This window comes from Neisseria animaloris (genome assembly GCF_900637855.1).
GTDB lineage: Bacteria > Pseudomonadota > Gammaproteobacteria > Burkholderiales > Neisseriaceae > Neisseria > Neisseria animaloris.
Window position 1 is genome coordinate 2,234,321 of record NZ_LR134440.1, and the last position, 18,235, is coordinate 2,252,555.

The 18,235-nt window shown below is 52.6% G+C and carries 25 protein-coding genes; 7 read left to right on the forward strand and 18 right to left on the reverse strand.

Annotation, left to right across the window (positions count from 1 at the left end):
* Nucleotides 1-3: 3 nt before the first annotated feature.
* The 15 genes from EL216_RS10490 to hisH all read right to left on the reverse strand — a co-directional run bounded on the left by EL216_RS10490 (nt 4) and on the right by hisH (nt 10,151).
* Complete coding sequence (locus tag EL216_RS10490; RefSeq protein WP_085390257.1) at nt 4-1,845, reverse strand: PglL family O-oligosaccharyltransferase; 1,842 nt, start codon at nt 1,843-1,845, stop codon at nt 4-6.
* On the reverse strand, nt 1,838-2,206 hold the full coding sequence (locus tag EL216_RS10495) for a DUF2069 domain-containing protein (RefSeq protein ID WP_085390258.1): 369 nt from the start codon (nt 2,204-2,206) through the stop codon (nt 1,838-1,840). The genes EL216_RS10490 and EL216_RS10495 overlap by 8 nt, the downstream gene beginning before the upstream one ends.
* 188 nt (nt 2,207-2,394) lie before the next feature.
* A complete protein-coding gene (gene tatC, locus EL216_RS10500; protein ID WP_085390259.1) occupies nt 2,395-3,138 on the reverse strand; it encodes a twin-arginine translocase subunit TatC in 744 nt (247 codons plus the stop codon).
* A 7-nt stretch (nt 3,139-3,145) separates the two neighbouring features.
* The gene (gene tatB / locus EL216_RS10505; protein ID WP_085390260.1) at nt 3,146-3,679 is read right to left on the reverse strand and encodes a Sec-independent protein translocase protein TatB; all 534 of its coding nucleotides are present in this window, start codon (nt 3,677-3,679) and stop codon (nt 3,146-3,148) included.
* Nucleotides 3,680-3,682: 3 nt separating this feature from the next.
* Complete coding sequence (gene tatA, locus EL216_RS10510) at nt 3,683-3,883, reverse strand: Sec-independent protein translocase subunit TatA (RefSeq protein WP_085390261.1); 201 nt, start codon at nt 3,881-3,883, stop codon at nt 3,683-3,685.
* Between the two features lie 62 nt (nt 3,884-3,945).
* Nucleotides 3,946-4,269, reverse strand: a complete 324-nt coding sequence (locus EL216_RS10515) for a histidine triad nucleotide-binding protein (RefSeq protein ID WP_085390262.1) — start codon at nt 4,267-4,269, stop codon at nt 3,946-3,948.
* Nucleotides 4,270-4,443: 174 nt separating this feature from the next.
* Nucleotides 4,444-4,767 carry a phosphoribosyl-ATP diphosphatase gene (locus EL216_RS10520; protein WP_085390263.1) on the reverse strand — a complete coding sequence of 108 codons (324 nt, stop codon included), beginning with the start codon at nt 4,765-4,767 and terminating at the stop codon, nt 4,444-4,446.
* A gap of 59 nt (nt 4,768-4,826) precedes the next feature.
* Nucleotides 4,827-5,225: a phosphoribosyl-AMP cyclohydrolase gene (gene hisI / locus EL216_RS10525; protein WP_085390264.1), complete on the reverse strand. Its 399-nt coding sequence runs from the start codon at nt 5,223-5,225 to the stop codon at nt 4,827-4,829.
* A gap of 98 nt (nt 5,226-5,323) precedes the next feature.
* Entirely contained in the window at nt 5,324-5,782 is a 459-nt protein-coding gene (locus EL216_RS10530) for a copper resistance protein NlpE (RefSeq protein WP_085390265.1), read from the reverse strand.
* 46 nt (nt 5,783-5,828) lie between these two features.
* Nucleotides 5,829-6,587, reverse strand: coding sequence for a sulfite exporter TauE/SafE family protein (locus EL216_RS10535; RefSeq protein ID WP_085390266.1), 759 nt, complete (start codon nt 6,585-6,587; stop codon nt 5,829-5,831).
* A 55-nt stretch (nt 6,588-6,642) separates the two neighbouring features.
* Nucleotides 6,643-7,188: a CreA family protein gene (locus EL216_RS10540; protein WP_085390267.1), complete on the reverse strand. Its 546-nt coding sequence runs from the start codon at nt 7,186-7,188 to the stop codon at nt 6,643-6,645.
* A 58-nt stretch (nt 7,189-7,246) separates the two neighbouring features.
* Nucleotides 7,247-8,014, reverse strand: coding sequence for an imidazole glycerol phosphate synthase subunit HisF (gene hisF, locus EL216_RS10545; protein WP_085390352.1), 768 nt, complete (start codon nt 8,012-8,014; stop codon nt 7,247-7,249).
* Between the two features lie 226 nt (nt 8,015-8,240).
* Nucleotides 8,241-8,558, reverse strand: coding sequence for a hypothetical protein (locus EL216_RS10550; protein ID WP_126300871.1), 318 nt, complete (start codon nt 8,556-8,558; stop codon nt 8,241-8,243).
* A gap of 112 nt (nt 8,559-8,670) precedes the next feature.
* The gene (gene hisA, locus EL216_RS10555; protein ID WP_085390268.1) at nt 8,671-9,411 is read right to left on the reverse strand and encodes a 1-(5-phosphoribosyl)-5-[(5-phosphoribosylamino)methylideneamino]imidazole-4-carboxamide isomerase; all 741 of its coding nucleotides are present in this window, start codon (nt 9,409-9,411) and stop codon (nt 8,671-8,673) included.
* Nucleotides 9,412-9,506: 95 nt separating this feature from the next.
* Nucleotides 9,507-10,151 (reverse strand): imidazole glycerol phosphate synthase subunit HisH, encoded by a 645-nt coding sequence (gene hisH, locus EL216_RS10560; protein ID WP_085390269.1) that lies wholly within the window; start codon nt 10,149-10,151, stop codon nt 9,507-9,509.
* Nucleotides 10,152-10,515: 364 nt separating this feature from the next.
* Here hisH and EL216_RS10565 point away from each other — a divergent pair, with 364 nt between their 5' ends.
* From EL216_RS10565 to EL216_RS10595, 7 genes are all read left to right on the forward strand, one after another.
* A complete protein-coding gene (locus EL216_RS10565; RefSeq protein WP_085390353.1) occupies nt 10,516-11,193 on the forward strand; it encodes a response regulator transcription factor in 678 nt (225 codons plus the stop codon).
* A gap of 17 nt (nt 11,194-11,210) precedes the next feature.
* The gene (locus EL216_RS10570; RefSeq protein ID WP_085390271.1) at nt 11,211-12,587 is read left to right on the forward strand and encodes a HAMP domain-containing sensor histidine kinase; all 1,377 of its coding nucleotides are present in this window, start codon (nt 11,211-11,213) and stop codon (nt 12,585-12,587) included.
* A 202-nt stretch (nt 12,588-12,789) separates the two neighbouring features.
* Nucleotides 12,790-13,536: a DNA repair protein RecO gene (gene recO, locus EL216_RS10575; protein ID WP_085390272.1), complete on the forward strand. Its 747-nt coding sequence runs from the start codon at nt 12,790-12,792 to the stop codon at nt 13,534-13,536.
* Between the two features lie 55 nt (nt 13,537-13,591).
* Complete coding sequence (pdxJ, locus tag EL216_RS10580; protein ID WP_085390273.1) at nt 13,592-14,323, forward strand: pyridoxine 5'-phosphate synthase; 732 nt, start codon at nt 13,592-13,594, stop codon at nt 14,321-14,323.
* Nucleotides 14,324-14,370: 47 nt separating this feature from the next.
* The gene (gene acpS, locus EL216_RS10585) at nt 14,371-14,748 is read left to right on the forward strand and encodes a holo-ACP synthase (protein ID WP_085390274.1); all 378 of its coding nucleotides are present in this window, start codon (nt 14,371-14,373) and stop codon (nt 14,746-14,748) included.
* A 93-nt stretch (nt 14,749-14,841) separates the two neighbouring features.
* Nucleotides 14,842-15,114 (forward strand): ACT domain-containing protein, encoded by a 273-nt coding sequence (locus EL216_RS10590; RefSeq protein ID WP_085390275.1) that lies wholly within the window; start codon nt 14,842-14,844, stop codon nt 15,112-15,114.
* Between the two features lie 12 nt (nt 15,115-15,126).
* A complete protein-coding gene (locus EL216_RS10595; protein WP_085390276.1) occupies nt 15,127-16,488 on the forward strand; it encodes a PFL family protein in 1,362 nt (453 codons plus the stop codon).
* Nucleotides 16,489-16,649: 161 nt separating this feature from the next.
* On the opposite strand, the gene EL216_RS10600 is transcribed toward EL216_RS10595, so the two are convergent.
* The 3 genes from EL216_RS10600 to EL216_RS10610 all read right to left on the reverse strand — a co-directional run bounded on the left by EL216_RS10600 (nt 16,650) and on the right by EL216_RS10610 (nt 18,181).
* Nucleotides 16,650-16,985, reverse strand: coding sequence for a type II toxin-antitoxin system HicB family antitoxin (locus tag EL216_RS10600; RefSeq protein ID WP_085390277.1), 336 nt, complete (start codon nt 16,983-16,985; stop codon nt 16,650-16,652).
* A complete protein-coding gene (locus EL216_RS10605; protein ID WP_085390354.1) occupies nt 16,982-17,236 on the reverse strand; it encodes a type II toxin-antitoxin system HicA family toxin in 255 nt (84 codons plus the stop codon). The genes EL216_RS10600 and EL216_RS10605 overlap by 4 nt, the downstream gene beginning before the upstream one ends.
* Nucleotides 17,237-17,404: 168 nt before the next feature.
* Nucleotides 17,405-18,181: a ferredoxin--NADP reductase gene (locus EL216_RS10610; protein ID WP_085390278.1), complete on the reverse strand. Its 777-nt coding sequence runs from the start codon at nt 18,179-18,181 to the stop codon at nt 17,405-17,407.
* Nucleotides 18,182-18,235: the final 54 nt, after the last annotated feature.

An 18,235-nucleotide genomic window follows, 5' to 3' on the forward strand; every position in this document is an offset into this window, starting at 1 on the left:
CGCTTACGGGGTATTTTTTTTCGCCGTATCACACGGCTTGGCTTGAGAATTTTGTTTGCGCAATTCTCTGCAGTAGGTTTGCAGTTCGTCATCCAACGGCACCAACAGGCTGTTGCTGCGGATTTTTTCCGCATAATGCGGCATGGAGTAGGGATAGTAGAGATACATCTTGCGCATCCATGCTTCCGCCTCTTGTTTTTGCCCAAGGCGGTATTGGTACAGCCCGACCTGATAAGCATTGGCATACGGGCGGAATGTCAACGCCTCCGCCGCCGCTTTTTCCGCCCACGGATAAATGCCCGGGTCGGCGGGGTTGGCGCGGCGGGTGAGCGAAAGTTGCGCGTAATAACGCAGCATCGGTTCGGTTGCGGCAATTTTGTTCAAACCGGTGATTTTTGCGGCAACGGCGGCGGCATCGTCTTTTTTCGATTGGCGGTCGAACTGCACCAAATCGGTATATATCCAACCCAAACGGGCAATCGCCGCCAGCAAGAATAAGGCCAGCAGAGCACCACCGGAGTTTTGCCATTTAACCGCTTTGAGGCCGTCTGAAAAATCTTCTTCACATGCAGGAGACAGGCCGGCCATTAAGGCAAACGGCACCAGAAAATAAAGGTACCAAAGCGGGTATTCCAACATGCTGTGGCAGAGTGAAACCGCCATCATCGCCAGTAGAAGCAGCGAAGCATGGTTGAACGGCCGTGCAAACATGCGCCCGATGGCGGCCAAAAAGCCCAAACCCACCAACAGCGTGCCGGCCAAGCCCATTTCGGCCAAAAGCTGCAACACGATATTGTGCGAATGCGTGAACAGCACGTTCAGCATATTGCCGCTGAACTTACCCATTTGCGCGTGAACCAAAAAGCCCTGCAAAGAAAAACTGCCCCAGCCGTGCCCCCAAAAAGGAGCGGACAAAAATACCGTCCAAGCCTTACGCCATTCCACATCGCGCGCGGAGCCGCTGAAGCCGCTGCCTTCCACACGTTCCAGTGCCGTATCGTATTTCACGCCTGAAAACATATCCAGAAGCGGGCCGATACCGAACTGCACCACCACTGTCATCACCAGCGCAAACAGCATAATCAGCACCAAACGGTCGGCCTTGCGCCCGGCGCGCCAACGCCAAAACGGAAGCAGCAAACCGACACCGATCACATAAGTGAGGATGGTGCGCGAGTTAACCAAACCCAGCACCGAAGTCAGCGCCAGCACCGTCAGAAAACCCAGCCATCCGGGCATTCTGCGTACTGCCCACAAATACGAAGCCGCCAGCGTGCCCCACATCAGATAATGCCCCAGATGATTGCGCTGGCCGAGCTGCCCGCTCACTTCACGCAGCCCGCGGTAAGCAATGATGCCGCGGAACATTTCCGCCGAAGCCCAGCCGGTAAACTGCATCAACGCCACTGCCGCCTGTATCAACGCACCGGCGAGAAGCGTCCATGCCAACACCGACACCACGCGCTCCTGTCCCCATTCCGCCACCCAGCCGCGGCAGGCCCAAGCCGCCAGCGCCAGAATCACGAATGCCGAGGCCGTCATATCGCTCAAGCCCGGATAAGTCAAAGCCATCAACCGCGCCTGAAGCCACCAAAATGCGGCCAAAACCAAGAAATAAACCGAAGCGGCGGGCAAACGCACATTCAGACGGCCTGTCAACGCCGTCAGCAGCAACAATAACACCGCCCCGGCGAGCGAACCGGCTTCCAGATAAAAGCTCGATAACGGGCCGACGCGGTACAGCGACACGAAAGGCACGATGCAGATGCAGATGAAGCACAACCACAACGGCCACAAACGCCACGTCCACACCGTCGCCGAATAGTCTGGATAACGGCTAAACATGTGGCACCGCCTTCCGCTGTTGTCTCACGAAAGCCAAGCAGGCAACGAAAAACACGCTGCTGCACACCAATGCTGCGGCGGAACAAGCACGGCTGGCGGGCGCAGCGTCAAATAGCCGTACCACCGCTTCGGCAAAATAAAACAGCACCAGCAGGCAACTGTATTGGAAAGTGTAAACCCTGCCTTTCAAAATGCCCGCCAGCGGCAGACATAAGGGCAAGGCTTTCAAAGCCAGCCACGATCCGCCCGGGCGCAGCGGCGCAAGCCAAAGCTCCCAAGCAAGGCTGACGGCAATCAGCCCGCACAGGCTGATTACGGCGGCGGTATGCGACCAGTGTTTTTTATCGGAAGGTGTATTCATCGTTCAATCTGTTTAGTGTAAGGCCGTCTGAAAAAGCGTATTGTTTTCAGACGGCCTTTAAGAGAATTAGTTTTATGCGGTTGATAAAAAAATGCGTTAGGCATTTCAACTTAAAAACGGTTGAGGCCGTCTGAAAATATTTTAGCGAAACTCGCAAAGCTCGTTTTCAGACGGCCTCAATCCTTGATTCAGCTTTCCTGCCGGCGCGACAACGGCTTCGCAAAACGGCAAAACCACAAACCTGCTTCATATAGCAGCACCAACGGTACGGCCAGCATGATTTGCGAAATCACGTCGGGCGGCGTGATAACGGCGGCGATCACAAACGCGCCTACAATCACATAAGGCCGTGCCGACTTTAACTGCTCCAGCGAAAGCACGCCCATACGGTTCAGCAAAACCACCACCACCGGCACTTCGAATGTGGTACCAAATGCGACAAACATGCCCAAGACGAACGACAGGTATTTGTCGATGTCGGTCGCCATGTTTACGCCGATGGGCGTAACGCCAGCCAAAAATTTGAACACCACCGGAAACACTAAAAAATAAGCGAACGCCATGCCTGCAAAAAACAGAATCATGCTCGACAATACCAAAGGCGTAATCAGGCGTTTTTCGTTTTGATAGAGCGCGGGGGCAACGAACGCCCAAACCTGATACATGGTATGCGGCAGCGACAGCAGAAAAGCCGCCATCAGCGTAACTTTCACCGGCACGAAAAACGGCGCGACTACGTCGGTGGCAATCATGCTGGTGTTGGCCGGCAGCGTTGCCATCAGCGGTTCGGCAACAAACGTGTAGAGCTTCTGGGCAAAAGGCATCAGGCCGAAAAAGCAAATCAAGAGGCCGCCTATTATCCACATTAGGCGGCGGCGCAATTCGATTAAATGTTCAACCAGAGGCTGCTGGATTTGTTGTTCTTCAGACACCGTTTACTCACTTTTTGCGGACGCGCAGTTGCGGTTTCGGACGGTGGCGCGGGCGCATGTCGCGTTTGCGCTGCATGGCCTGCCGTCGCAGGGAGACGGTATGAAACCCGCCGGATGCGTGCGGGTTTTCAGACGGCATCGGGTAATCGAACCAGCCGTTGCCGGCATGATTACCGTCCAGCGGTTTGCCGTGTTCGTCCAAGCCGAAATCGGCGGGCGTACGTTGTTCCGGCACGCGCTCCCATGCCGGCACTTTAAGGTCGTCTGAAATATCGTCCAACTCTTTGCGCAGGCTTTCACTTGTGCTGCCTAATCCGCTGCGTAGCGATTCGGCGGCGGATTCAAACTCGCTTTTGGCTTTGCGCAGTTCGTCCATTTCGATTTGTGCGCTCAATTCCTGCTTCACGCTGCCGACCATGCGCTGCACGCGCCCGACCAAGCTCCCTGCCATGCGGGCAGCTTTGGGCAGGCGCTCGGGGCCGAGCACCACCAGCGCAATCACACTTATCAGCAGCAGTTCGCTGAAACCGAAATCAAACATGGTTTAAACCGATTTGCCGTCGTCTTTTCGGTGCTCGATCACATCGTCTTTTTTACCGGCTTCGGTGCCTTCGTTCAAACCCTGTTTGAAATCGTGTACCGCACCGCCCAAGTCTTTGCCGACGTTGCGTAATTTTTTAGTGCCGAATACCAGCACAACGATAACCAGCACGATAATCCAGTGCCAGATAGAGAAGCTGCCCATGATTTAAGTCCTTATCATTAAAATAAATATAGAAATGTTTTCAGACGACCTCTGCCTTATTTTCAGGCAGGCCGCCCCATAATATGGATATGCAGGTGAAACACTTCCTGCCCGCCGCCTTTGCCTGTGTTGATTTGGGTTTTGAAGCCATTATTGAGGCCGTTGGCTTCGGCGATTTGCGGCACTTTCATCATCATTTTGCCCAACAACGCCTCATGCTCGGGCTTAGCGTGCGCGAGCGAATCGAAATGCACTTTTGGAATCAACAGCAGATGCACGGGCGCGGCAGGGCGAATGTCTTTGAAACACAGCATGTCGTCGTCTTCATACACGATTCCGGCGGGGATTTGCTTATCCACGATTTTGCAGAAAATACAGTCAGTCATTTCAAAATACTCCGAAAATATAGCCGAAAACCCAATCTTCGGCACAAAGCAGCCGGACTGTTTTCAGACAGGCCCGATTCGATATTGCCTTTATATAATTATAAAAGAAAGGCCGTCTGAAACCGAATCTTTCAGACGGCCTCCGCATCTTTTCGGGTGGATTTTAATACAAATTCAGCTTTCCTGCCGCGCCGCTTTTTCCGCCAACCCCGACAAACCCTGCCGGCGAGCCAGTTCGTCCAACACTTCTTCAACGCGCAAGCCGTGATGCGCCAGCAACACCTGTGTATGAAACCACAAATCCGCTACTTCATAAACCAGATGTTTGCCACCGCCATCTTTTGAAGCCATCAGCACTTCTCCCGCTTCTTCAATCACTTTTTTCAGGATTTTGTCTTCTCCCTTGTGCAGTAGCTGGGCCACATAAGACGTTTCCGGATCTTGGTCTTTACGGGAATCGATAACGTTTTGGATTTGGGTTAAAACTTGGTCGGTCATAGTTAGTATTCTCTTGATTTAATTGAACCGCATGGCGGCATACTGATTTCAGACAGGCATCAACCGTGCGTATGCTCGTAAATCTCTTTTTCGTCTTTCAATACCGCATCTACAATGTGCCATTTGCCATCGCGCCACACGCGGTAAAAACAGCTTTCACGCCCCGTATGGCAGGCAATACCGCCTGCTTGGTCTATCAGCATAATCACCGCATCGCCGTCGCAATCCAAACGCAGCTCGTGCACCTTTTGCGTGTGCCCCGACTCTTCGCCTTTCATCCATTGCTTTTGGCGCGAACGGCTGTAATAGTGGGCATAACCCGTTTCGGCGGTTTTTTGCAGCGCTTCGGCGTTCATCCAAGCCACCATCAGCACGCGCAGGGTTTTCGCGTCTTGTGCGATGGCGCAAACTAAGCCTTTTTCATCGAATTTAACGGCATCCAGTAGTGGGTTCGGCATGTTTGTTACTCCTTATTTTCAGACAGCCTTGTTGTTACAGGCTTTCTTAATACGACCTTTTTAAGGTTGGTGATTTTATCTTATATCTAACTGGCTGCTCACTGCCCCGGCACAAAACTGCCGGTTTTTGCCAAACCGCAGATTTTCCCCTTGCTGCCAGGATAGGCCTTTCCGTCGTTGCCGCGCATCTGCAAGCCTTTTTCGTGAGCGAAAAACACCATATTGTCGCCCGCCGCATCCAATTGCAGCAGGCCGTCGTCGCGCCAATGGAAAGTGCCGCGTTTTTCAGACGGCAATACGCCGGCCACTCTGCCGACGTGTCGGGTAGTTAAGCTGTAATGCAAGTTGTCGCGCAAAACGATGGTGGCTTCGATGTAATCGCAGTCGGCGCAAGGCAGTTCGCCGCGATAGATGCCGATCCAAGAAGCCGAATCTTTGGCGGCAACCGGTGATAAAACTTCGCGTTCGGCTTGGAGTTCGCTGCTGCTTTCGGGCGTGCAGGCCGTCTGAAATAAGGCTAAGGCAAGCAGAATGAAGTGGTAGGATTTTATGTTCATGTTTATGAGTTTATTTTTTGAAATCTGTGTTTTCAGACGGCCTCATTTACTTCAAAAACGCCGCTACTACGGCCACAACCGTCATCACAAACAAAATCGTGCGCAAGGTGTTGGGCGAGAGTTTTAAGGCAATTTTCACGCCGATCATCGAGCCGATGGCATTGCCTACTGCCAGCACAAGGCCGACGTCCCACCAAATCTGCCTCTGCACGATAAACACGGCCAAAGCCACGATGGTAAACGCCAGCGTGCACACCAGTTTCAAGGCATTGGCACGCAGTAGGTTGTAGTGCAGTACGCCCGCCAGTACGGGCAGCAAAATAAATGCGGTGCTGGCCTGCACAAAGCCGCCATAGATACCAACAGCAAAAAGCAAAACCACTGCCCCGCGCGTGTCGGACACTTTGCGTTCCTGCACGTTTTGCGGCGGCAATAAAAGCTGCGGTTTGAGAAAAGTGAGCGTGGCCACGCCGAGAATACAGACGAGCAAGGCGGGTTTCAGAATCTGATTAGGCAGCACCGAAGCCAGCACGGAGCCGACCAAACCGCCGAATATCATCGGCAGCAAAATGCCGCGCAAATCGTGTGTAGGCAACGCGCCGGCATTCCTAAACCCCCTGATACCGGTGAGCGACTGGAAAAAAATACCGACGCGGTTGCTGGCGTTGGCAATGTCGGGCGGCACGCTGAAGGCCATCAACAGCGGCAGAATCAGATTGGAACCGCCGCCTGCCAAGATGTTGATGATGCTGGCTAAAATACCCAGCACGGCAATCGCCGCATAATGCCAAAGGGTTAAATCCATGCTGCTCCGATCTGTTTGTAGCTTGGTAGAAGCCTACGGCTTTCAGATGGCCTGTTTATTTTTGGGCAAGCGTAACAATACACGAGCCGTGAATCTGCTGGTTGGGCTGCACGCTCACTTTGGCGGCATCCAGCGGTGCGCCGGTGTAGCAGGAAAAAGCGTCCATCGAGTTTTTCGGCGAACCTTGAATCACTTTATCGCTGTACACCATGTATGAAAACACTTTGCGCGCGGGGTCGTAATAGCGCATCACTTGCAGGGTTTTGAAAATAAAGCTGGAGCCTTTTTTGAAAATTTTCTGCGGCTTGGCGATTTCGGCCTCGTTAAAGCTGATTTGCGGCGCGGTCTGCACGCAGGATACGGAAGCGTCGGACGCGTCTTCTTCCAAGTTCACCGCTTCTTTCAAACCGCCTTTTTTAGCGTAGGAAATATAGCAGGTAACGCCTTTAATTTGCGGATCATCAAACGCATGAATCTCAATGCGGTCGTTTTTGCCGAGCATGTTGAATACGGTGCTGGCCTCGCCGATTTTTTCGGTATTGCCACCGCCGCACGCGGCCAGCAGGGAAGACATCAATACAATTGGAATGAACTTTTTCATATCGGTTTCTTTCTTTTCAGACGGCCTCAACGGTTGGGAGGCCGTCTGAAAGTGAATATTACAAACGCACTTCGATACCCGCTGCGCGCATGGCTTCTTTGGCTTCGCGTATGCTCACTTCGCCGAAGTGGAAAATGCTGGCGGCCAGCACAGCATCGGCCTTGCCTTCTTTTACGCCTTCAATCAGGTGCTGCACGTTGCCCACGCCGCCGGAGGCGATAACGGGAATATCCACCGCTTCGCTGATGGCACAGGTGAGCGGCAGGTTGAAGCCGATTTTGGTGCCGTCCCTGTCCATGCTGGTAAGCAGAATCTCGCCTGCCCCGCGCGCCTGCATGTTTTTCGCCCATTCGACCGCATCAATGCCCGTGGCTTTGCGTCCGCCGTGGGTAAACACTTCCCAGCGGGTGTTTTCGGGGTTGACGGCTTTGGCATCAATCGCCACCACAATCGCTTGCGAGCCGAAAAAACCGCTGGCTTCGTTCACCAAATCGGGATTGGTTACGGCGGCGGTGTTGATGCTGGCTTTGTCGGCACCCGCGTTGAGCAGGCGGCGCACATCGGCTACGGAGCGCACGCCGCCGCCGACGGTGAGCGGTATAAACACTTGCGAGGCCACTTCTTCAATCACATGCAGAATGGTGTCGCGGTTGTCGGAAGAGGCGGTGATGTCGAGAAAGGTCAGCTCGTCGGCACCTTCGTCGTTATAGCGTTTGGCTACGTCAACCGGATTGCCGGCATCGCGCAGGCCGACGAAGTTGACACCTTTGACAACGCGGCCGTTGTCCACGTCCAAACAGGGGATAATGCGTTTTGCTAATGCCATGTGGTTGGTTCCCAAAAGAATACAGGCTGCTTTGAGCAGCCTGCCGGTGAAAATCAAAACCTGTCTGAGGTATGTGTGTTGCACCGGCGAATTATGTAGGCCGAAACCCCTGTAAAAACGTCTTTTGCGGCACATTCCCGCATTATGGATTGCTGTGATGCCTGCGGTTTTTTACAAAGGTTTCGGGCCGTCTGAAAACAGGTTTGTAGGCCGGCGCGGGTTGCGGTTAGGCAAATAATCCCGCCACCACTTTGGGTATATGCTCAGCCAGCTGGTAGTAGCCGATCGCCGATGCCGCAGACATAACCAGCGTGCCCATAAAGCTACCGGCAAAGCGGTTTACGATACCGAATACGCAAGCTACATAAGCCCATAAAACAGTCATAGAGACAAACCACTCGCCGTTAATATGCGGCAGCTCGAAAGATATGCCTGCCGCGATCAGCACGGAGATGATTGTAAAGCTCAGACTTTCACTGAGTGCATGAATGTCACGGTCTGTCGACCATAACGTCCAAAAGCCTAAAACAAATGCTTGAAACATGGTTTTACCCCAAATAAAAAATAAAGATATTGTTATTTTAAAAATCCGGCTTACCGGTTACCAGGAGCGGTTTTGAGATTGCTCCGTTGTGCCCGATCCGCAGTGAAGTGCTTCAGGAAACGAGAGAGTCTGCCAGTTGCTGCGCTTCGGCAAAATCAATGCTGCCTTCGTAAATGGCGCGGCCGGTAATGGCTCCTGCCACGCCGCCTTTTTTTACCGCACATAAGGCGCGGATGTCGTTCAAATCGGTCAGGCCGCCTGAAGCGATAACGGGAATGTTCACCGCTTCGGCCAACTTAACGGTGGCTTCGATATTTACCCCGCTCATCATCCCGTCGCGGCCGATGTCGGTATAGATGATGCTGTTCACGCCGTCGTCTTCAAACCGTTTGCTCAAATCGATAACGTGATGGTCGGTTACAGTTGCCCAACCGTCGATGGCTACCATACCGTCTTTGGCATCCAAGCCGACGATAATATGGCCGGCAAATTCTTTGCAGGCTTCGCGCACGAATTCGGGATTTTTTACCGCCGCCGTGCCGATAATTACATCGGTCAAACCTAAAGCCAGATATTTTTCAATGGTTTCCAAATTGCGGATACCACCGCCGAGCTGCACGGGAATGTTTTTGGACACTTCTTGCAGGATTTCGGCAATGGCTTCAAGGTTTTTCGGCTTGCCTGCAAATGCGCCGTCCAAATCCACCAAATGCAGGCGGCGCGCGCCTTGCTTCACCCAGTGCAGGGCGGTTTCGGTGGGATTGTCTGAAAACACGGTGGCTTGATCCATCAGACCCTGCTTCAGGCGTACGCAGCGGCCTTCTTTCAAATCTATCGCGGGAATCAGTAACATATTGATTTCTTATTTCTGTTTGCAGGGATTTTCAGACGGCCTTTCAACAGAGATTTAGGCCGTCTGAAAAAAGAATACCATATATTTTACACAACTTATCCGTTCCAGCGTAAAAAATTACGTAAGAGTAGAAGCCCGCCGTTGTGGCTTTTTTCGGTATGGAATTGGGTGGCGAATACGTTGTCTTTGCCGACAATGCAGGCAAACGGGTCAGGGTAGTTGCTGGTAGCGAGTACGATGTCTGAAGCGGCAGGGGCGAAATAGTAGCTGTGGACGAAATAGAAACGGGTGTCTTGGGCTATATCTTGAAACAGCGGGTGTGTTTGGGTTTGATGTACGGTATTCCAGCCCATGTGCGGCACTTTCAGCTTGTCGCCGTGTGTGTCGTGCAAATTGTTCGGGAAGCGTTTTACCTCGCCTGCAAACCAGCCCAGACCGGCGGTGTTGCCTTCTTCACTGTGGTCAAACAACAATTGCGCGCCTACGCAGATGCCGAAGAAAGGTTTGTTTTTGAGGCCGTCTGAAACCGCCTCGCCCAAACCGCTTTTTTGTAATGCGCCCATGCAGTCGGGCATGGCTCCTTGGCCGGGGAAGATGATTTTGTCGGCGGCAAACACATCTTCGGGGCGGCCGGTCAGCATGATTTCGGCAGAAATGCCTGCCAGATTGCTTGCGGCCTGTACGGATTTGAGCACGGAATGCAGATTGCCCATGCCGTAGTCGACAACGGCGACTTTCATATCGTTCCTTTCTGTTGATTGCGGCTTCAGACGGCCTCTTTGATAGCTGTGTTCAGAGCGGGTAGTTTTGCGGTTGTTTTGATAAAAAGCAGAAAGCGAAGATAGCATATCCGCCGCGGCCTTGCATATCAAACTCTGTTTGAAGTAAACGGCATGCATCGGGGTTTTCAAACCTATTTGCCGGCGGCGGTTCGGTTGGAATCACACGGAGGCCGTCTGAAATGTAAAGGCCGTCGGCCTCATTGCAAAAAAGCGCAAAAGCATAGAAATACACGCTATCAACAAAGCTGTTTTGCATGTTAAGATGCCGAATATTACACCGCCGAAAAGGCGCAATATTCAAACCACCAAAAAAGGACAGGCCATGAGTCGCGTATTATTGGTAGATGACGATGCTTTATTGACCGAACTGCTTACCGAATATCTTACGGCAGAAGGTCTGAACGTACACAGCGTGCCCGACGGCGAAGCCGGCGTGCAGGAAATTCTTTCCGGCCAGTATGATGTAGTCGTGCTGGATTCGATGATGCCGAAAATGAACGGCTTGGATGTTTTGAAAAACGTGCGCAGCCAAAGCACCGTACCGGTTATTATGCTTACCGCCAAAGGCGATGACATCGACCGTATCATCGGTTTGGAAATGGGTGCGGACGACTATGTGCCGAAACCCTGTACGCCCCGCGAACTGCTGGCGCGTATCAATGCCATTTTGCGCCGCGCACAGCAAACGGGCGAGCAAAGCAGCAGCCCGAACAGCATTGCCGTGAGCGAAGTGGTGCTTTATCCGGCCAAACGTCAGGCAACGATTAAAGACATACCGTTGGAGTTGACCAGCACCGAATTCAACCTTTTGGAAGTGTTGATGCGTCATGCCGGTCAGGTTGTGAGCAAGGAAACTTTGTCGATCGAAGCGCTTGATCGCAAGCTGGCCAAGTTCGACCGCAGCATCGATGTGCATATTTCCAGTATCCGCCACAAATTGGGTGATGCTTCGTTGATTCAAACGGTTCGGGGCTTAGGCTATTTGTTCGTTAAAAACTAACCGGAAACAGAAAATCAATGAAACTGTTCCAACGCATATTCGCCACGTTTTGCGCAGTGATTATCTGCGCCATATTCGTGGCGAGTTTTTCTTTTTGGCTGGTGCAGAACACCATTGCCGAAAACCAGTTCCAGCAGCAGCGTACCATTGAAACCACGCTGATGAGCAGCATGATTTCCGCGTTCAAAGTGCGCGGAGAGCAGGGCGCGCGCGAGATTTTGAGCGAGTGGAAAGAAAATCCGGTTTCGCAAAATGTGTTTGTGGTTACCGGCGACGACAGCTTGGATATTTTAAACCGGCCGGTTGACGGCAAAATGATAGAAGGTGCGCGCCGTTATGCCTTCGAGCATCCCAGCTCCGATTTGGCCCATGTCGAGTACGACCGTTGGGGGGAAGAATATCTGTTTTTCATCCGCGGTTGGGACAACCAACAGATACAGCGCCTGCCCAGCCCGCTGTTTATTCCCGGTTTGCAACTGGCTCCGATTTGGCATGAATTTATCATTCTCTCTTTCATTATTCTGGTCGGTTTGCTGTTGGCTTACATCCTAACCAATAACATTACCAAACCTATCCGCATTCTCGGCTTCGGTATGAACCGATTGGCGGTGGGCGATTTGGAAACCCGTATTTCACAGCAGATGGACGATCGCGACGACGAGCTTTCGCAACTGGCCGTGCAGTTCGACAAAATGGCGCAGCAGCTTCAGAAGCTGGTTGCCAAAGAACGCCATCTGCTGCATCACGTTTCCCACGAAATGCGTTCCCCGCTGGCACGGATGCAGGCGATTGTTGGATTGATTCAGGCCCAGCCGCAAAAGCAGGAGCAGTATCTGAAACGTTTGGAAAGCGAGCTTACCCGTATGGATACGTTGGTGGGCGAGCTGTTAACCCTTTCGCGTCTGGAAACTTCCAACGTGCCGCTGGAAAAAGAAAATCTTGCTTTGGTTTCTTTTTTAACCCAGTTGGTGGAAGACAGCCAAAGCGTAGCCTTGCAAAACAATCAGAAAGTTACGCTGTCGATTGAAAAAGTACCCGATACGGCGCAGTTGCTGGCCAACGAGAGCTACCTCTACCGTGCATTCGATAACGTGGTTCGCAATGCAATGGCGTACAGCCCGGAAGGAAGCGATATTAAGTTAAGGCTGTATCAGGACGCTAAAAACTGGTTGATTGACGTAGTCGATAACGGCCCGGGCGTGGATGAAATGCAGTTGCCGCATATTTTTACCGCATTTTACCGTGCCGACAGCAGCGCGCAAAAACCGGGTACGGGTTTGGGGCTGGCGCTAACCAAACACATTGTCGAGCAGCACGGCGGTAAAATCATTGCCGAAAACGTGAAGCCGAACGGTTTGAAAATGCGCTTTATCCTGCCGAAAAAGAAAAAGTAGCCTTACGGCGGTTCAAAGTTTTTCAGACGGCCTTTGTTTATCATTTTGAACATAACTAAACACCGTCTTTACCGCAGGCTTCAAGAGGCCGTCTGAAAACAGATTTCAGACGGCCTCTTTATATAGATTGGCTGCCGGTTCCGCAAAGTCATGCTGCATTGATTCGGCTATAATAACGCACGTTTTATTTTATATTTTGAACATGGCCGCCCAAACCCACCGCATCAATCACGAACCCGCTTTTCTGCTTACCGCCAAGCCGTGGCGCGAGAGCAGTTTGTGGCTGGAAGTGTTCAGTCGCCGCTACGGGCGCGTAGCTTTGCTGGCACGCAGCGCGCGCAAACGGCAGAGCGAATTGCGCGGCGTGCTGGTGCCGTTTGTGCCGATGAGTGCCTCGTGGTATGGTTCGCAGGAATTGAAAACCCTGCACCGTGCCGAATGGCTGGGCGGTTGGCGGCAGCCGCAGGGCAGGGCGCTGTTTAGCGGTTTGTATGTGAACGAGTTGGTGTATAAGCTCACCGCCCGCGAAGATCCGCATCCCGCCCTTTACGATGCGCTGCATACCGTGATGCAGACGATTGCCAACGAAGCCAACCATGTTGCCGCCTTGCGCCGTTTTGAATGGACGTTGCTAACCGAACTCGGTTTCGCCCCTGATTTGCACCAAGACGAACACGGCGAGGCGGTTACTGCGGAACGCCGCTACTGGCTGCGCCCCGAGCACGCACCGCTGCCGCTCGAGCAGGCAAACGGTTTGCCGCCGGCTGAAGCGGAAGGGATTGCGGTGGACGGCAGCAGCCTGATCCAGCTTCGTAACGGCGAGTTTGAAAACGGCGAAAGCATGCAGCAGGCGCTACGGCTTACCCGTATGTTGTTAGACTTTCGCCTGCCGGAGGGCATCAAGTCGCGGCAGGTATTGCAGCAGATGCAGCAGTTTCAGACGGCCTGAAGATGAAACCGCAACAGAAGGCCGTCTGAAAAGACAAAACACGAAAGGATTTCCCATGTTGTTAGGCGTAAACATCGACCACGTTGCCACCCTGCGCAATGCACGCGGCACCATTTATCCCAGCCCGCTTGAAGCCGCGCTGATTGCCGAAACCCACGGCGCAGACCTGATTACCCTGCATTTGCGCGAAGACCGCCGCCATATCAAAGATGCCGACGTGTTCGCCATCAAACAGGCCATCTGCACGCGCATGAATCTGGAAATGGCCTTAACGGAAGAAATGCTGGAAAACGCTTTGCAGGTGATGCCCGAAGACGTGTGTATCGTGCCCGAAAAGCGCGAAGAAGTAACTACCGAAGGCGGCTTGGACGTGCTGGCGCAGCAAGACAAAATCGCCGAGTTCACCAAAACCCTCACCGATGCCGGCATCCGCGTTTCCCTGTTTATCGATGCCGATGAAGCCCAGATTCAGGCGGCACGCGATGTCGGTGCGCCGGTGATCGAACTGCACACCGGTGCGTATGCCGATGCCGAAATGCCGCAAGAGCGTCAGGCACAATTGCTGCGGATTGAAGAAGGCGCGAATTTCGGCAGCGATTTGGGGTTGGTGGTGAACGCAGGCCACGGCCTGACTATCCACAACGTCAGCCCGATTGCCAAAATTCTGGCCATTCACGAACTGAACATCGGCCATTCGCTGATGGCACAAGCGATTTTTATCGGCCTGCCCGAAGCCATCCGCCAGATGAAGGAAGTGATGTTCAGAGCACGCTCGCTGCCTTATTAATTGAGACTGATTCAGGCCGTCTGAAATAACCATTCAAAGGAAACACCATGATTTACGGAATCGGTACCGACATCGTTGCCCTGAACCGCATCGAAAAGCTGCATAAAAAATACGGGCAAGCCTTTGCCGAACGCCTGCTCAGCCGTATCGAACTGCTCGAATATCCGCAAGCCGGCCGCCCCGTGAATTTCTTGGCGAAACGTTTTGCCGCCAAAGAAGCCTTTGCCAAAGCCGTCGGCACCGGTATCCGTTCGCCCGTCAGCCTGCGCAACATCGGCATCGGCCATGACGCATTGGGCAAACCTGAGTTCCATTGCGAACCCGAACTGCAAAAATGGCTGAAAGAAAAAGGCATCAAGCGCGTGCATCTGAGCATGAGCGATGAAAAAGATAAAGTGCTGGCGTTTGCGGTGGCAGAAAAATAACGCCTTTATCTATTTTATTTTCAGACGGCCTCTATTGCATGCAGGCCGTCTGAAATCCGATTGCAAACTCAACTCGAAACAAGGAAACGCAATATGATCAATTCAGTGATTACCGTGATCGGCAAAGACCGTGTCGGCATCGTGTACGACGTGTCTAAACTGCTTGCCGAAAACCAAATCAACATTCTCAACATCAGCCAGCAGCTGATGGACGATTTTTTTACCATGATTATTTTGGTGGACACGGCAAAATGCCCGAAATCACGTCAGGAAATGCTGGACCTGTTTGCAGAAGAGAGCAAAAAACTCGCGCTCGACATCCGTATGCAAAACGAAGAAATTTTCAACGCCATGCACCGCATTTAAAGGATTGAAATCATGACAACCAGCATTCAATCCAGCGAAATATTAGAAACCGTGCGTATGGTGGCCGACCAAAATTTCGACGTGCGTACCATCACCATCGGTATCGACCTGCACGACTGCATCAGTGCCGACATCAACATTCTCAACCAAAACATCTACAACAAAATCACCCGCATCGGCAAAGATTTGGTGAAGGCCGCACAATACCTTTCCGCCAAATACGGCGTGCCGATTGTGAACCAGCGTATTTCCGTTACGCCCATCGCCCAAATCGCTGCCGCAACCAAAGCCGATTCGTATGTGAGCATTGCCCAAACGTTGGATAAAGCAGCCAAAGACATCGGCGTATCGTTTATCGGCGGCTTTTCCGCATTGGTGCAAAAAGGCATGTCGCCTTCGGACGAAGTGCTGATCCGCTCGATTCCCGAAGCCATGAAAACCACCGATATCGTGTGCAGTTCCGTCAATATCGGCAGCACGCGCGCCGGCATCAATATGGACGCGGTAAAACTGGCGGGTGAAATCATTAAAGAAACCGCCGAAATCACGCCCGAAGGTTTCGGCTGCGCCAAAATCGTTGTTTTCTGCAACGCCGTCGAAGACAACCCCTTTATGGCCGGTGCGTTTCACGGCGCAGGCGAAGCCGATGCGATTATCAACGTCGGTGTATCAGGCCCCGGCGTGGTTAAAGCCGCTTTGGAAAACACGTACACGCATACGCTTACCGAAGTGGCCGAAGTGGTGAAAAAAACCGCTTTCAAAATCACCCGCGTCGGCGAATTGATCGGACACGAAGCCAGCAAAATGCTCGGCATTCCGTTCGGCATTCTCGATTTATCGCTGGCACCTACGCCTGCCGTCGGCGATTCGGTCGCCCGCATTCTCGAAGAAATGGGCCTGAGCGTGTGCGGCACCCACGGCACCACCGCCGCCTTAGCCTTGCTGAACGATGCCGTGAAAAAAGGCGGCATGATGGCCTCCAGCGCAGTCGGCGGCTTGAGCGGCGCGTTCATCCCCGTTTCCGAAGACGAAGGCATGATTGCCGCCGCCGAATCGGGCGTGCTGACTTTAGACAAACTCGAAGCCATGACCGCCGTCTGCTCCGTAGGCTTGGATATGGTAGCCGTGCCGGGCACGACTTCTGCCGCCACCATTTCCGGCATCATTGCCGACGAAGCCGCCATCGGCATGATCAACAGCAAAACCACCGCCGTGCGCATTATCCCCGTACCGGGCAAGGATGTGGGCGACAGCGTAGAATTCGGCGGCCTGCTCGGATACGCACCGATCATGCCCGTGAAGGAAGGCTCGTGCGAAGTGTTCGTTAACCGCGGCGGACGTATTCCCGCTCCGGTGCAGTCGATGAAGAATTGATTGGTTTATATGGGTTAAGAGGCCGTCTGAAAATGCTTTCAGACGGCCTTTAACATAAGCATCAAGCTATTTATCCAGATTGGTTCAAATCGGTTTCAACATTGTAGAATATAAATTTTGCACTCATTTGGAAATTGGAAAACGGGCGGGAAAATCATTTTTCAGGCATGGGCACATTGTCGGATGGCGCGGTTTACCCACTCGTTAAGGCTGATATTTTGAGAGGCCGCAGCAGCTGCAGCTGCCGCATGGGTTTCAGGGCTTACCCGCACATTGAAGCGACCCGAATACTGTTTATACGGCTCAATACCTTTTTCTTTGCACACATCGAGAAAAACCGCCAGGCTTGCCGCCCCCTCTTTGTGCAAGTCTGCCACGTTATCGGCGTAAAAATCCGCTCCGCCGTTGAGGCCGATAAACTCGCCGCGTAGCAACTCGGTTTCAGGGTCGTATTGAATAATGGCTTTATGGCCGTTGATTTCCATTACATTGTTCATGGCTTTACTCCGTTTTCTTCCAACCATTTCCGCACGCTCGCAACCGCGCTTTTATCCGTATCAGGGCTTGGATGCGGCCTATGGAACACTTTCACTTGTCCGAAAAGGATTACCGCTATACGGCTGCCCTCCCTCTCTTGAATTTCCGCGTCCAATTCGATAAACAGAGCTTCAATATCCGCCCATTTGATGCTGCCGGGTACGGGGCGGCTGAATATCGAGGCAAGTGTCCGCTGGTGTTTCTTTTTCATAAAAAATAAAATGGCACTAATATTTAGTACCATTTTAGAGCAAGGCAAGCGGTATGGCAACCTTTGAACGTTATCACATAGGGTAAGCTAACGGCTTCTTAAAAAGGCCGTCTGAAAATGTCTTCAGACGGCCTCTTCAATAAGCATCAGACGGTTTGTCAAAGCCTGTTAAAACCCGTTTTCCATCATGATTTGTCCCGGAATGCGGTTGCGGTGCATAGTGAAACCCATGTCGAGCAGGGCCTGGAAGGTGTCTTTTACCATAGTGGGGTTGCCGCAGATCATGAAGCGAGTGTCGGCGAGGGTGAACTGCATATCGAATGCGGCGGCCAATTCGCCGTTTTTTAACAGTTCGGGTAGGCGTTTGCCGAGTGCACCTTCGTTGGTTTCGCGGGTTACGACGGGTACAAAAACCAATTTGTGGAAATGTTCTTCAATCAGCGGATGTTCGGCAAGGGCGGCGATGCGGTTGTTGAAAATCAATTCACCGGCATAAGATACCGAATGGGCAAGGGCGAGGCGGTCGAAACGCTGCCAGATTTCGGGTTGTTCCAAAATGGATAAAAACGGTGCGATGCCGGAGCCTGTGCAGAGCATCACTAAATCTTTGCCGTCGGGAAAGCGTTCGGGCAGCAGAAAGCCGGTGGCGTTTTTGTCGAGCAGGATGGTGTCGCCTGCTTTCATGGCGGCAAACTTGGCCGACATGGGGCCGCCTTCGATCAATACGGCGAAATATTCGAGGGTGTCGGCGTATTCGGCGGAAACGACGGAATAGGCGCGCCAGATAAAGCCTTCGCCGTCACGAAAGCCTAAACGTGAAAATTGGCCGGCCGAAAAACGGTAGGCTTCGGGGCGGGAGATGGCGAATGTGATTAATTTGGGTGTGTGGTGCTTGATCCATAATACGGTTTCTTCCGTATATTTGGCTTCGGGTGAGGCGGCCATTGGGGTTCCGATGTTTCTAATGTTTTCAGACGGCCTGAATTATACCTAAAGGCC

Bases quoted from the DNA above. Each gene is read 5' to 3' on its own strand.
- EL216_RS10490 (WP_085390257.1), bottom strand. From the start codon at position 1,845: ATGTTTAGCCGTTATCCAGACTATTCGGCGACGGTGTGGACGTGGCGT.
- EL216_RS10495 (WP_085390258.1), bottom strand. From the start codon at position 2,206: ATGAATACACCTTCCGATAAAAAACACTGGTCGCATACCGCCGCCGTA.
- tatB (WP_085390260.1), bottom strand. From the start codon at position 3,679: ATGTTTGATTTCGGTTTCAGCGAACTGCTGCTGATAAGTGTGATTGCG.
- tatA (WP_085390261.1), bottom strand. From the start codon at position 3,883: ATGGGCAGCTTCTCTATCTGGCACTGGATTATCGTGCTGGTTATCGTT.
- EL216_RS10515 (WP_085390262.1), bottom strand. From the start codon at position 4,269: ATGACTGACTGTATTTTCTGCAAAATCGTGGATAAGCAAATCCCCGCC.
- EL216_RS10520 (WP_085390263.1), bottom strand. From the start codon at position 4,767: ATGACCGACCAAGTTTTAACCCAAATCCAAAACGTTATCGATTCCCGT.
- hisI (WP_085390264.1), bottom strand. From the start codon at position 5,225: ATGCCGAACCCACTACTGGATGCCGTTAAATTCGATGAAAAAGGCTTA.
- EL216_RS10530 (WP_085390265.1), bottom strand. From the start codon at position 5,782: ATGAACATAAAATCCTACCACTTCATTCTGCTTGCCTTAGCCTTATTT.
- EL216_RS10535 (WP_085390266.1), bottom strand. From the start codon at position 6,587: ATGGATTTAACCCTTTGGCATTATGCGGCGATTGCCGTGCTGGGTATT.
- EL216_RS10540 (WP_085390267.1), bottom strand. From the start codon at position 7,188: ATGAAAAAGTTCATTCCAATTGTATTGATGTCTTCCCTGCTGGCCGCG.
- hisF (WP_085390352.1), bottom strand. From the start codon at position 8,014: ATGGCATTAGCAAAACGCATTATCCCCTGTTTGGACGTGGACAACGGC.
- EL216_RS10550 (WP_126300871.1), bottom strand. From the start codon at position 8,558: ATGTTTCAAGCATTTGTTTTAGGCTTTTGGACGTTATGGTCGACAGAC.
- hisA (WP_085390268.1), bottom strand. From the start codon at position 9,411: ATGTTACTGATTCCCGCGATAGATTTGAAAGAAGGCCGCTGCGTACGC.
- hisH (WP_085390269.1), bottom strand. From the start codon at position 10,151: ATGAAAGTCGCCGTTGTCGACTACGGCATGGGCAATCTGCATTCCGTG.
- EL216_RS10565 (WP_085390353.1), top strand. From the start codon at position 10,516: ATGAGTCGCGTATTATTGGTAGATGACGATGCTTTATTGACCGAACTG.
- EL216_RS10570 (WP_085390271.1), top strand. From the start codon at position 11,211: ATGAAACTGTTCCAACGCATATTCGCCACGTTTTGCGCAGTGATTATC.
- recO (WP_085390272.1), top strand. From the start codon at position 12,790: ATGGCCGCCCAAACCCACCGCATCAATCACGAACCCGCTTTTCTGCTT.
- pdxJ (WP_085390273.1), top strand. From the start codon at position 13,592: ATGTTGTTAGGCGTAAACATCGACCACGTTGCCACCCTGCGCAATGCA.
- acpS (WP_085390274.1), top strand. From the start codon at position 14,371: ATGATTTACGGAATCGGTACCGACATCGTTGCCCTGAACCGCATCGAA.
- EL216_RS10590 (WP_085390275.1), top strand. From the start codon at position 14,842: ATGATCAATTCAGTGATTACCGTGATCGGCAAAGACCGTGTCGGCATC.
- EL216_RS10595 (WP_085390276.1), top strand. From the start codon at position 15,127: ATGACAACCAGCATTCAATCCAGCGAAATATTAGAAACCGTGCGTATG.
- EL216_RS10600 (WP_085390277.1), bottom strand. From the start codon at position 16,985: ATGAACAATGTAATGGAAATCAACGGCCATAAAGCCATTATTCAATAC.
- EL216_RS10605 (WP_085390354.1), bottom strand. From the start codon at position 17,236: ATGAAAAAGAAACACCAGCGGACACTTGCCTCGATATTCAGCCGCCCC.
- EL216_RS10610 (WP_085390278.1), bottom strand. From the start codon at position 18,181: ATGGCCGCCTCACCCGAAGCCAAATATACGGAAGAAACCGTATTATGG.